Source organism: Paenibacillus sp. BAC0078, assembly GCF_054483875.1.
On the sequence record NZ_JBTLRW010000004.1, the window covers coordinates 153,582 to 166,710 of the forward strand.

The window sequence follows — 13,129 nt, forward strand, 5'->3', positions numbered from 1 at the left end:
CAATAAAGAGCCGTTTCAACAGTAGATTTAGTGCTGTGGGAACGGCTTTTGAACATACTAATGACCTGAAAATGAAATCGTGTTTAGGTTTTGTGACATATCATACCCTATAAACTGTTTTTTTAATCGTGGTATTTCGAGTGTATGTTATATAATATCACTCTACCTGTAATAAAATAAATGTGTATCCGCTTACATTAGAGGTTTTTATCCCTGTTGTAGATGAATCTTAACCTTACCGTTGTTGAACCTGTTTTTTATAATAAGAGTTGTAAGGGAAATCAATATATAGGGAGGGTCACCCATAATGAAAAAAAGCGTAACATTGCTATTATCTCTGCTGTTCGTAAGCTCTGCGGTAATGGCTGGCTGTGGCAATAATAATTCTGCTAACAACAACGGCGGCGCTGCCGCGACAAGTACGGCTGATGCTACGAATGCGGTGGCGACAGAAGAGCCTGCAAGCAGCGAGCCCTTCGAAATGACAATCCGCCATACTCAAGTGGGTGCAGACAAACAGAAACGTCTGGCCATTCTGGAGGATGTTGTTGGAAAGGTGCAGGCTGAAGTGCCAGGATTGACCTTTAAGCTTGATGGTGTGGACTCTGATGTAAACCGTAAGGAAAAGCTGCGCGGCGAAATGGCAGCGGGAAATCCGCCGGAAATTTTCGATCTGTTCGGTAGCCCAGACTCCAAAATATATGCTAAGGAAGGCAAATTGCTTGATCTGACACCGATCCTTGAAGAGCTGGGCATCAAAGACAAGTTCTCGAATCTGGACCCGTTCACGTATGAAGGTAAAATCTACGGATTGCCGATTGGCGGCTCGGGTGAAGGGTTCTTCTATAATAAAGAATACTATACCAGCAAAGGCTGGAAGGCTCCGACAACTTTTGCCGAATTGGAGAAGCAACTGGCGGATATCAAAGCCGACGGCAAGGTGCCAATGGCGGGCGCATCCAAGGCCGGATGGGTGCCATTGATGCTGGCGAACCACCTCTGGTCGCGTTATGCCGGACCGGATGTAACTGCTAAATTTGCTACCGGTGAAGCCAAATGGAGCGATCCGAATGTGGTAAAAGGTTTTGCGAAATACAAGGAATGGGAAGATAAAGGCTATTTCAAAAAAGGCGAGCTTGGCTTCGAGTATGCTGAATACACGACCCAGTTCACCAGCGGTGAAGCGATCCTGATGTATGATGGCACTTGGAAGTCCTCTGTCTTCAAGACAGGCCAATCCGGCGAAGGTCTGATCGGCAAGGTTGGTTTCTTCAACATTCCACCTGTAGACGGCGGAGTTGGCGACCAGACAGCGCTGATGCGTGATGTGAACAACGGCTACGGCTTCTCTGCCTCTGCAAGTAAGGATGAACGCCAACTGGCTGCAGTGAAGTCGTTCATCAAAAATATGTACAATGAAGAAATGCAGTTGCGCGGACTGGTTGAGGATGGCGTGCTGCCGGCCATGAAGATTGATCAGGCTGTGTTAAATAAGAATATCACTGACGATCTGATGAGTGAAATTGTAGCTGTGCTGAATAACTCCGAATCTTCGTTCCCGGCCTTCGACTCACTGGTACAGGCGGATGTAACTACCGAAATCAGTAATATCCAGATTCAAAAGCTGATCGGCGGACAGACGACACCTGAGAAGATGGGCGAGGCCCTGCAGAAGGTTCAGGAAGAAGCGAACGCAGCAGTGGAATAAGGAACGGTAATCGGAATGTGCCCTGGTGCTTGCTCCAGGGTGCATTTTTACAATCTCTCTACAGTTTCCTGATTCTCAAGCAATCGGAGGTAGTCATGAATAAATCACTCAGAAATCCCCTGGTGTTCACTCTATTCGTCGTCCCTGCGTTAATCCTGTTTTTGCTGTTTTTTATTTATCCGATTTTTAGTTCGATCTACTATAGCTTGACCAGTTGGAACGGTGTTTCAGACACTGTTGCATATACGGGGCTGAGCAATTTTAAAAAGGCCACTCTCGATGACCGCTTTTGGGTTTCCGTTAGGAATAACGGCTGGTTTATATTATTCTCTGTATTCATTCAGGTCCCCCTCATTGTTCTTTTTTCCTTGTTAATTGCCAATGTCAAAAAGCTGAAGGGACTCTATAAGACTGCGGTTTTTATGCCATCCATCATGTCTACGGCGGTTATCGGCATTCTGTGGGGCTTTATTTATGAGCCGAATATTGGTCTTTTTAATAAGGTGCTGGGAGTCTTCGGCATTGACCCGGTATACTGGCTGTCGGATGAACGGTTCGCCATGCTGTCGATTCTAATCACCAATGCCTGGCAGTGGACCGGATTCTACATTGTAATGGTGTTGGCGGCGATATTATCCATTCCTGGTGAACTGGATGAGGCCGCTGCCATTGACGGCGCTACTGGCTTCCAAAGAGCTACACGGATTACTTTGCCGCTGATCGTGCCGATCATTTCCGTTGTTATTATGCTGTCCATCGCGGGAGCTATGAAGGCGGCGGATATTGTCATCGTCATGACGAAGGGCGGACCGGCAGGTTCGACCGAGGTGATGGCTACCTATATGATCAAATATGCAATTACCAACTTTAAATATGGGTACGGGAACGCCATTGCTGTTCTGATCTTTATTTTCACCCTGGTGGTCACGGCGCTTTATCAGCTGCTATTCGCCCGGTGTAATGAAAGGATTGAATACTAATGGCGCGCACTTTGAAAAAAAGCATACCTCATGCTGCATTGCTCGGCTATCTCGTAGTCGTGCTGTTTCCGTTCCTGTTCGTGCTGTTCTCTTCGGTGAAGAAGGATAATAATGCGATTGCGCTGAATCCGTTCGGCATTCCGAAGGAATTTGTATTTAACAATTATGTCGAGGCATGGGTGAATGCCAAGATTAGTACGTACTTTTTGAACAGCTTGTATATTTCCGTGCTTTCTTCAGTTGTGTCGATTCTGCTGGCCTCGATGTTTGCCTTTGCGGTTACGCGGATGCGGCAGGGCAAGTGGAACCAGATCCTGTTCTCGCTTGTGGTTATCGGAATGCTGATCCCGAATAATGCGCTGATGCTGCCGATCTATACGATTGTGCGCAAGCTGCACATTCTGAATACGCACTGGGCGCTGATCATTCCTTATATTGCCAATGCGATCCCGTTCACGATTATTATTTTGGCGGCATTTATGCGTTCGCTGCCCGGTGAAATTGAAGAAGCTGCGGTTGTGGATGGCTTGAAGGCCCCTGGTATCTTTGCTAGAATTATTGTACCTTTGACAGTTCCCGCCATGGTTACAGTATTCATTGTTAATTTCCTGGGAAATTGGAATGAGTTTTTGCTGGCCAATTATTTTCTTTCGAATGACGAGCTGCGCACGCTTCCGGTGGGGATGGTCCAATTCCGTGATCAGTATCAGATGAATTATGCGCAGATGTCCGCAGGCATTGTCTACAGTGTGCTGCCGGTCGTGATTATTTACGCCATTTTGCAGGAGAAGATTATTGAAGGGGTTACAGCGGGCAGCGTAAAAGGATAATCCTATTCAAGTCAGGGGCACTAGCCGATGAATCTGCGCTACAAGTTGTTTACGGCATTTTTGGGCCTGATTATTATTCCTCTGTTTATTCTTGGCATGATTATGTTTTTCGTAACCTATAATTCAATTGAGAAGAAGTACAGCCAGCAATCTGAGTATTCGCTCAAGGCAATCAGCTACAGTATCTCAAATGTTTTTAAGGACATGGATAATGTGACCGACAATGGAATCGCTACTTCGGTGTTTCATATGGCGCTTAGTGCGGAGGACCCGTCCAAGCAGGATTTGACCGCTGCCGAGCAGCTTAATTTGAATGCCAGTCAGCGCAATTTCCGCAGCTTGTTATACAACCATCCGTCGATCAGCTATGCTTTTCTTTACAATTTTAATGGCAAAGGCAGTTCGGAGATCGTTTCGGTGTTCAATAAGGAGAATTTTCAGACCCTCCCCTATGACAAATTCAAGGGAAGTGAGCTGTACCAGGAAGTCATGAAGCTGAATGGTGTGCCCAAATGGGTCGCGCCGCACGAATACCCGGAGCTTACTGGAACGGAAGCGGTGTTTACGCAAATTCGGCTGGTGAAGGAGCTGAGTTTTTTTCAGAATATCGGCATTCTGGTGGTGCAGATCAAGAACTGGGAGTTCGAGTCGATCTTCCGCAATCTTAAAATCGGGGACAGCGACCAGAAGGTTTCTTTTATGCTGGTGAATGATGACGGTATGATTCTGTTCGATCCGGACCGCAAGCTGGACGGCCAGGATTTCCATTCTTTTACGACGAAAAATGTTACTTTTCATAAAGGCTTCCAAAGCTTCAAAACGGAATTCGACGGGGAGAACAGCATTCTCTCGGTCTACCATCTCAAGGACTATCCCTGGAGTCTCGTCTCCATAACCTCTTGGGACTCGCTGTCTCGTGAAGTCACTGTTTTTGCCCGTTGGTTCGTGGTTGTCATCTTTCTGTGCCTGCTCGGCGCAGTGATCTTCAATCTGTTCTTCATGAACCGGATTACGGGCGGCATAGCCGTGATTGTCCGCTTTATGCGGAGGGTCGAGGATGGCGATCTCACTACACGGGTAGAAGAGAAGGGCGATGACGAAATGACTCTGCTCGCCAAGGGCTTCAATGATCTGATGGACAAAATCAATGGTCTGTTCAATCGAGTACAGTTGGAGCAGCGGCGGAAAAATCAGGCTGAAATGCGTGTTCTGCAGGCACAGATCAAGCCGCATTTTCTGTTCAATACACTGGAGTCCATCAATGTGCTTGCCGTGCAGAATGAAGGGCGGAAGGTGAGCGAGATGGTCTACAGGCTGGCCAGCATTCTGCGGATCAGCATTCAGGGCAGGGATGAAATTACGCTGGAAGAGGAAATTACACACCTGCGTAATTATTTGGATATCCAGAAATTCCGCTTCGAGGATGTATTCGATTATGAGATTGATGTTCCTCAGGAGCTGCTTGGCTGCGGGATTCTCAAGCTTACACTCCAGCCGCTGGTGGAGAACAGCATACAGCACGGGTTCGAGGGGATTGACTACAAAGGCCTGGTCCGTGTAAAAGTCTGGGAAGAGCGGGGCAACCTGATCCTGCGCATACAGGACAATGGAATTGGGATGAACTCAGACCAGTTGTCCATGTTCCAGTATATGCTGGGCGAGTCAGGCGACTCAGCAGAACAGATTACTACAGAAAAGCCGGAGCATGGCATTCATCTGGAGCGGCGGGGCCTTGGTGTGAGGAGTGTGGCGGACCGCATCCGTATTGAATATGGAGACAGGTATGGGATTTTCATCTGCGCAAGTCCCTGGGAAGGCACAATCATCCAATGCGTCATACCTAAATACGGGCAGGGGGAAGATCATTATGCTAAAAGTATTATTGGTTGACGATGAAGCCCCTATTCTGGGCAACTTGAGGCGGGTGCTGCCGTGGCAGGAAATGGGGATGGAGATCGCAGGCATGGCCCGCAGCGGGATGGAGGCTCTTCGTATTGCTGAGGAGCAGGCCCCGGATATTGTGCTCTGTGACATCCGTATGCCCGTCATGGACGGCCTGACGTTCATCGGCAAGCTGCGGGAAATGGGCCTCGAGAGCGAAGTTCTGCTGCTCAGCGGCTATCAGGAATTCGACTATGCACTTGAAGCGATCCGGCTGGGTGTGAAGGAATATATCTGCAAGCCGATTCATTATGAGGAGCTTGGCAACAAGGTGCGGGAAATGGGCGTACGAATTCGGAACAAACAGTATAAGGATAAGCTGTACAACAGCATTCCATTGTTTCAGGAGCTGCCGCCGGAAGAGGATTCCGTGAAAAAAACACCGGACCAGCTGATGAACCATGCAGCCCGGTATATTTCGCAGCGCCTGAGCTGTGATCTTGGCATTGAAGAGGTGGCGAATAAAATTGGCATCAGCAGCAGCTACTTCTGCTTGCTGTTCAAGAACCGCTTTGCCATGACCTTTGTGGAATATGTGACGCTTCAGCGGATAGAGGCAGCGAAGTTCATGCTGGCAAGCAGCGACAAAAGCATCACGGCGATCAGCTCGGGGGTGGGCTATCAGGAGCGCCGGTATTTTACGAAGGTATTCCAGAAGCAGACGGGGATGACTCCCAAAGAATACCGGGACCAGAATAAGAAACCGGATACGCGTTAAACCGACTTAAGAGGCGATTACCTTGCTCTACAGGCTAATCGTTTCTTTTTTTTGCGGACAAATTGATTTCATTGATGAATTATTTTTAATCTTTTCTTTACAGTTAATGAAACTTTTTATGCTGTCATGCGTCTAATACTATGTTTTGTAAAAATGTACGTGACAAAAACTCATCTGCCGTCCACATGGGCGGCTGCGTTTTTGCGGGTAATATAAGGAATGCAGAGAGACTTACTTTCCTTGTATACAACAAATGGGAGCAGAAGGAGTCATACCATGAATTTTAAAAAATTATCGTTAGCAGCAGTCCTGGCTATATCGCAGGTTGCAGCAGCAGTGCCGGCTTTTGCCGCCCCTGTTAGTACAACATCAACATCCGCTGCGGTTCAAGCAGCCGAGGCTACCTCTACGCCTGCGACGGTGTCAGAGCCTGCGGCTACAGATCCGCTGCCTAGTGAAATTCCGGCAGGCTCTGTGACACCAACACCTACGCCAACACCTGCACCGGCAGCAACAGCAGTTCCAACCGCGACTGCACTGCCTAACGCTACACCTCAGCCAGCAGCATCAGCGGCTCCAAGCATGACGCCAGGAATTACTGCGCCGGCTAACAACAATGCTGGGCAGAGCATTCCTTCTGCAGGCGCCAATCAGTTGATTCTCATGATGAACAGTAACAAAATGTACAAGAATGGTGTTCAGTATACAGCTAATCAGCCTATGGCGGTGAAGTACGGGGTTTCCTACGTTTCAATCCGCGCAATGGTGGAAATGGTGGGCGTCAAGTATACCTATGACACCAAGACGAAGGAAGTTATTGTGACCAAAGGCACCAGCATCATGCGCTTCAAGACGGACAGCAAAATTTATACCGTCAATGGCAGCAAGGTGACTATGAAGGGACCGGCTTACCAGTTCAAGGGTACGTTCATGATTCCTTTGACTTCTATTACCGGAGCGCTTGGCATTCCTTATACGGTGGATAATGTGCAGAAGCGTGTTATTCTAACGCTGAACACAAAGCCGACAGCCTCCTTTACCGTACAGCCGACAGAAATTTATGCCGGTCAAACTACGGTTAATTATGTGACTTCCAGCTCTTCGCCCAATGGCACAGCTATTGTTGACGAGCGGTGGGAAGGCAACAAGATGGATATTTACGATCAGCCCGGAGATTACACAGTAACCTATTCGGTTATGGATGCAACTGGGCAGTGGAGTGATCCTTATTCGGTGACCATCAGGGTTATACAGCCGAATCAGCCTCCTGTGGCCAATTTCACCACAGACAAAGAAGAGTACAAAATGGGTGAACCGGTAACTCTAACCGATCAGAGCTACGACCCTGAAGGAGAAGCGCTGACGGCTGAATGGACAAATCGGGCGCTGGCATTTTTTAACCCGGGACCTGTCTCGATTCAGTTGAAGGTAACCGATAAGCATGGCCTGAGCAGCACCTTTGAGAAGACGATCAACATCACAAGTGAGCAGTTGTACACCCAGGATGAGGTTGCGAAGCTGTTCACTGAACCGGGGGATATTATCTCTATGGACGGGGGAATGATTCCTAGTCTGCCTAATCTTCAATACAATCTATCTTCCGAGCCTTATCTGCTGATTCGCAGCAACAGTCCCGAGACAGTCAATTCCGAGGGTGTGCTGTACCGCGAAACTTCAGTTGGAGCAACACGTTTTCTGATCCATCATATGAATAATATGTCTTCAAGACAGAAGCTGTATGTTATTGCAACGAACAACAACTTGCTTCCAACGACCATTACAACTCAATTTCTGGGAATTGCAGGTCCGGCCACATCGCCGGAATATACCGGTAAAATTTCGATCCAGAAATATTATAATTCCTTAATAAACAACTCGGGTTATGGAACGGTTACTCTTCAGCCAGGGCAAAGTGTACCTATCATGACCGATATCAGCAAAATCGCCATGAAACCGGGAGAGGTGCTCTCGCTGAGCGCTGACCTGTTCAGTGATTTGGCCGTGCAATATAATGTCGTGATGGTAGAACAGTCCAAGGACCCGGTAGCCCTTCTACCGACACTGCCTCTTCTGGACCGGGATGGAGTGCATAACCGGGGAACTTATCCGGATTCTACCCGTGTAATGAATGTGTTCGATCTGGTTGGAGCTACGCAATCCAGACTGGTGCTTGGAGACAACAACAAGGACCTTAATCTGCTCGGTATTGATCCGATGAATGGAACACAGGCGTCCAACGCCGGCAACTTCGGTGTTCTGTACAAGATCAGACTGGAGCGTGTCGCGAAGAATACGCTGATTACCTTCAATCCGCGCGGAGGCAACTATCTGGGCTCCGTGATGGTTAACGGAACGATTGTCAATTTGCCAAACAAAGGGAGTTTATCCAGCAGTGATATGAATGCTGTTGTCTATCGTTCCGGGGATTATGAAGGTCCGGTAGATATCGTGTTCTCGGTTGCATCCGGCAGCAATCTTCCGGTGAACTTTGTCTTTACACCACTTCCGGCCAAAAAGTAAAGCCTTATATTTGAACAAAGGCCTGTCAGCTCTCCCAAACGGGATGGCTGGCGGGCCTTTTGCTGCTGGTGAGTCCGGCTTCATTGACGGGGCTTTTGTTTTGGGGCATTATAAAGAGAGTGTAATTCAAATGACCATGTTATGGGAGATGAGCGAATGCTGTCGACAGATCAAATACTGGAAGCCATGTCGGGGCAGGGGCTGCGAATCACCGATCAGCGCAAGACGCTTGCCAAGCTATTCGGCGAGAATACGGGGTATTTATCCGCAAAGGATGTTTATGAGCATATGGGCCGCAAATACAGCGGGCTCAGCTTCGATACAGTGTACCGCAATCTGCGGGTGATGGAGGAGCTTGGTGTGCTGGAGCAGGTGGTGTTCGAGGATGGTGTCAAATTCAAAGGAAGCTGCAATCAGGATCATCACCATCATCATATGATCTGTCTTCAATGCATGAAGACCTACCCGATTAATTTCTGTCCGATGAATCTAACGGATGCTCCCGACCAGTTCCGGGTGGTTAAGCATAAATTTGAGGTGTTCGGCTACTGCAAGGATTGTGAGCAGAATAAGGAAGAAGATGCCACTGTTGCCGCTCACGGCAAAGAAGGTCATTAGTCATGAGCATTGGACGCAGAACGATCCAGGCGCCAATCCGTGTGTACCGCAAGTTTATTTCACCGATTAAACCGGCAACCTGCCGCTTCTATCCGACCTGCTCGGCTTACGCGCTGGAGGCGGTCGAGGTTCACGGTCCGCTGAAGGGTTCGTGGCTTGCGGCGAAGCGGATTGCCAGATGCCATCCCTTTCATCCCGGAGGACTTGATCCGGTTCCGCCGCGCGAAGAGAAGACTTCAAGGAGCAAGTCAGCCCGCACAACTTGACATGGCGGCTGCACATGGGTATATTTTGGATAATAGATTGTATTCCGAGGAACGGATGAGTAGATCGGGACAACCATTACAGAGAGCCGGGAAATGCTGAAAGCCGGTATGGTGCGAGGATTGAATATGGTCCGGGAGGAACTGTGTTCGAGCGGAAGCTGTGAAAGATGGCTTGCGTAAGATAACAGCGTGTTCCAGCGTTAATGGACAGTTCCCCTGCGGGAACTGGCGAAGCCTGTGCTCTGCGAGGAGCCGGGGAATTTTGGGTGGTATCGCGTGAGTTTACTCTCGCCCCATATCGGGGCGGGAGTTTTTTGTGTTTGCCAAGACGAAAGGATGACAAGGAATGAGCGACAAGAAAACATTTTATCTGACAACCCCAATTTACTATCCGAGCGACAAGCTGCATATCGGGCATGCCTACTCTACGGTTGCGGGTGATGCGATGGCCCGTTATAAACGGCTGCGCGGCTATGCGGTCCGTTATCTGACCGGTACGGATGAGCATGGACAGAAGATTGAGGAAAAGGCTGCCAAGGCCGGCAAGACGCCTCAGGAGTTCGTGGACGGGATTGTCGCGGGCATCAAGGACCTGTGGCGCAAGCTGGATATCTCCAATGACGATTTCATCCGCACGACCGAGGAGCGCCATAAAAAAGTGGTGGCGGATATTTTTGACCGGCTGCTGAAGCAGGGCGATATTTACAAAGGGGAATACGAGGGCTGGTACTGCATCTCGGACGAAACCTTTTACACTGAGACACAGCTGGTGGATATCGAACGTGACGCGGAAGGCAATATCACCGGAGGCAAAAGCCCGGACAGCGGACATCCCGTGGAGCTGGTCAAGGAGGAAAGCTATTTCTTCCGTATGAGTAAATATGCTGATCGTCTGCTTAAGTTCTATGACGAGAATCCGGAGTTTATTTTGCCGGAATCACGCAAGAACGAGATGATCAACAACTTCATCAAGCCTGGACTGGAGGATCTGGCCGTCTCCCGCACAACGTTCGATTGGGGCGTAAAGGTTAAAGGCGATGACAAGCATGTAGTCTATGTGTGGATTGATGCGCTGACGAACTATATTACAGCTCTTGGTTATGGCTCGGAGGACCGCAGCTTGTATGATCAATTCTGGCCTGCGGATGTGCACATTGTCGGGAAGGAGATTGTGCGGTTCCATACGATCTATTGGCCGATCATTCTGATGGCTCTTGGCGAGCCGCTGCCGAAGAAGGTGTTCGCGCATGGCTGGCTGCTGATGAAGGACGGCAAAATGTCCAAATCCAAGGGCAATGTGGTGGACCCTGTAACGCTGATCGACCGGTACGGTCTGGATGCGCTGCGTTATTACCTGCTGCGTGAAGTGCCGTTCGGCTCGGATGGCACATTTACACCGGAGAGCTTCGTGGACCGGATCAACTATGACCTCGCTAATGACCTTGGCAACCTGCTGAACCGTACCGGGGCAATGGTGGAAAAGTATTTTGCAGGCGATCTTCCGGCTTATGAGGGCAATGTGACAGCGTTTGACGGTGAGCTTGCGGCTGCGGCTCAGAGCACCTATGCTAAAGTGGAAGAAGCTATGGAAAAAATGGAGTTCTCTGTGGCGCTCACCGCCATTGGCGCGTTCATCAGCCGGACGAATAAATATATTGACGAGACCCAGCCTTGGGTGCTCGCGAAGGATGAGAGCAGAACCGGCGAGCTGGCTTCGGTGATGAGACATCTTGTTGAAGGCCTGCGCACGGCTTCAATTCTCCTGCAGCCTTTCCTGACAGAAGCTCCGGCGAAGATCTGGCAGCAGCTTGGCATTGAGCCGGGCGAGCTGACGGCTTGGGACAGCGGCAAATCCTTCGGCCTGATTCCAGCCGGGACGAAGCTGGCCAAGGGCGATCCGATTTTTCCGCGCCTGGATGTGGCGCAGGAAGTGTCTTACATCGCCGAAGCGATGGGCGCCGGCAAACCGGCGGCAGCGGAAGCTGCGCCAGCTCCTGAAGCCGGGGCCGCTCCAGCCGCCGCTGCGGAGCCGGAGGAGGAGCACAAGGAAGAAATCGGCATCGACGATTTCGCCAAAGCCGAGCTGCGCGTGGCCCAGGTCATCGCCGCCGAGCCGGTGAAGAAGGCCGACAAGCTGCTGAAGCTGCAGCTTGACCTCGGCTATGAGCAGCGCCAGGTGGTCTCCGGCATTGCGAAGTTCTACACACCTGAGGAGCTGGTGGGACGCAAGGTGATCTGCATCGTTAACCTGAAGCCGGTGAAGCTGCGCGGCGAGCTGTCACAAGGCATGATCCTGGCCGCCTCCAAGGGCGAGCAGTTGACGATTGCCACCGTACCGGACAGCATGCCGAACGGAGCGATTGTGAAGTAGGCTGATCTGATCCAGCCTGAACAAATGCGATATATAGCGGGAATGCCTTCTGCTGCTAAGGCGGCAAGGCATTCCTTTTTTTGATAGATTGCCCCCTTTTCTTAGTAATATAGCATTGTGGTGTTGACTTATCGTAACGATTACTATTATAATTCCAATAGTAAAATTTACGATTTAAGGAGTCGATTCATAAGATGTTAACCAAGAGCCTGCACAGGGGCGTGCTGCTTACGCTGACTTTGCTGGTATTTTTGCTGCTTGTGGCATGTGGACCGAAGAGCAGCGGGAGTATCGTAGAGGGTAAGGTAAACGTAGTTACTACTTTTTATCCAATATATGAATTTGCAAGTGAGATCGGCGGGGAAGATGTCAATGCTATCAATCTGCTGCCGGTCGGTGTGGAGCCGCATGATTGGACGCCGCGCAGTCAGGATATTATCAGCACCTCCAAAGCGCAGTTGTTCCTGTACAACGGGGCGGGCCTTGAAGGCTGGGTGCCGAATTTCCTGAAAAGCCTGGACAGTGACAGTAAGGTCAAATCCGTTGAGGTCAGCAAGGGTGTAGATTTAATTATGACGAATGAAGAAGATGGGCATGATCATGGTGGGGAAGCAAATACGGAACACGCAGATGAACACACGGACAGCCTGCATACTGACCCCCATACTTGGGTAAGCCCGAAGTCGGCGCTTATCATGGCAAAAAATATAAAAGATAGTCTACAGTCTGTAGACCCTGCCCATAAAGACGGTTACGAGGAGCGTTACAACAAGCTTGCCGAGCGTTTAGAGGCGCTTGATAGCAAATTTGCGGCAGAGCTTTCCAAGCTGCCAAACCATGAGATTGTCGTTTCTCATCAGGCTTTTGCTTATCTGGCCCGGGACTACGGGCTGAAGCAGCATGCGATTATGGGATTATCGGCCGATGCGGAGCCGCGCAGCCAGGACCTGCTGGAGCTTGCCGATCTGGTGAAGAAAGAGGGCATCCGGTATATCTTTTTCGAGGAGCTGGTGTCCGACAAGCTGGCGAAGACGCTGGCAGGTGAAGCCGGGGTATCGACGATGGTGCTGAATCCGGTAGAAGGGCTTACAGAAGCGCAGGAGAAGAACGGAGACAACTACTTCACACTGATGGAGAAAAATTTGCAAAATCTGATTCTGGCTTTACAATAAAAAGG

General features: G+C 49.7%; 10 protein-coding genes. All 10 read left to right on the plus strand.

Features of this window, described 5'->3' with window-relative positions:
• The first annotated feature begins 307 nt into the window (after nucleotides 1–307).
• Nucleotides 308–1,708 carry an extracellular solute-binding protein gene (locus ACX1DY_RS10035; protein WP_458964055.1) on the plus strand — a complete coding sequence of 467 codons (1,401 nt, stop codon included), beginning with the start codon at nucleotides 308–310 and terminating at the stop codon, nucleotides 1,706–1,708.
• A gap of 95 nt (nucleotides 1,709–1,803) precedes the next feature.
• Entirely contained in the window at nucleotides 1,804–2,688 is an 885-nt protein-coding gene (locus ACX1DY_RS10040; RefSeq protein ID WP_458964056.1) for a carbohydrate ABC transporter permease, read from the plus strand.
• Complete coding sequence (locus ACX1DY_RS10045; RefSeq protein ID WP_458964057.1) at nucleotides 2,688–3,518, plus strand: carbohydrate ABC transporter permease; 831 nt, start codon at nucleotides 2,688–2,690, stop codon at nucleotides 3,516–3,518. The genes ACX1DY_RS10040 and ACX1DY_RS10045 overlap by 1 nt, the downstream gene beginning before the upstream one ends.
• 27 nt (nucleotides 3,519–3,545) lie before the next feature.
• Nucleotides 3,546–5,408 (plus strand): cache domain-containing sensor histidine kinase, encoded by a 1,863-nt coding sequence (locus tag ACX1DY_RS10050; RefSeq protein WP_458964058.1) that lies wholly within the window; start codon nucleotides 3,546–3,548, stop codon nucleotides 5,406–5,408.
• Nucleotides 5,386–6,177, plus strand: a complete 792-nt coding sequence (locus ACX1DY_RS10055) for a response regulator transcription factor (protein ID WP_458964059.1) — start codon at nucleotides 5,386–5,388, stop codon at nucleotides 6,175–6,177. The genes ACX1DY_RS10050 and ACX1DY_RS10055 overlap by 23 nt, the downstream gene beginning before the upstream one ends.
• Nucleotides 6,178–6,453: 276 nt before the next feature.
• A complete protein-coding gene (locus ACX1DY_RS10060) occupies nucleotides 6,454–8,697 on the plus strand; it encodes a stalk domain-containing protein (RefSeq protein ID WP_458964060.1) in 2,244 nt (747 codons plus the stop codon).
• 156 nt (nucleotides 8,698–8,853) lie between these two features.
• A complete protein-coding gene (locus ACX1DY_RS10065) occupies nucleotides 8,854–9,315 on the plus strand; it encodes a Fur family transcriptional regulator (protein ID WP_458964061.1) in 462 nt (153 codons plus the stop codon).
• A gap of 2 nt (nucleotides 9,316–9,317) precedes the next feature.
• Nucleotides 9,318–9,581: a membrane protein insertion efficiency factor YidD gene (gene yidD, locus ACX1DY_RS10070; protein WP_458964062.1), complete on the plus strand. Its 264-nt coding sequence runs from the start codon at nucleotides 9,318–9,320 to the stop codon at nucleotides 9,579–9,581.
• A 346-nt stretch (nucleotides 9,582–9,927) separates the two neighbouring features.
• Nucleotides 9,928–11,952, plus strand: a complete 2,025-nt coding sequence (metG, locus tag ACX1DY_RS10075) for a methionine--tRNA ligase (protein ID WP_458964063.1) — start codon at nucleotides 9,928–9,930, stop codon at nucleotides 11,950–11,952.
• A 194-nt stretch (nucleotides 11,953–12,146) separates the two neighbouring features.
• Nucleotides 12,147–13,124, plus strand: coding sequence for a metal ABC transporter solute-binding protein, Zn/Mn family (locus ACX1DY_RS10080; protein WP_458964064.1), 978 nt, complete (start codon nucleotides 12,147–12,149; stop codon nucleotides 13,122–13,124).
• Nucleotides 13,125–13,129 lie beyond the last annotated feature (5 nt).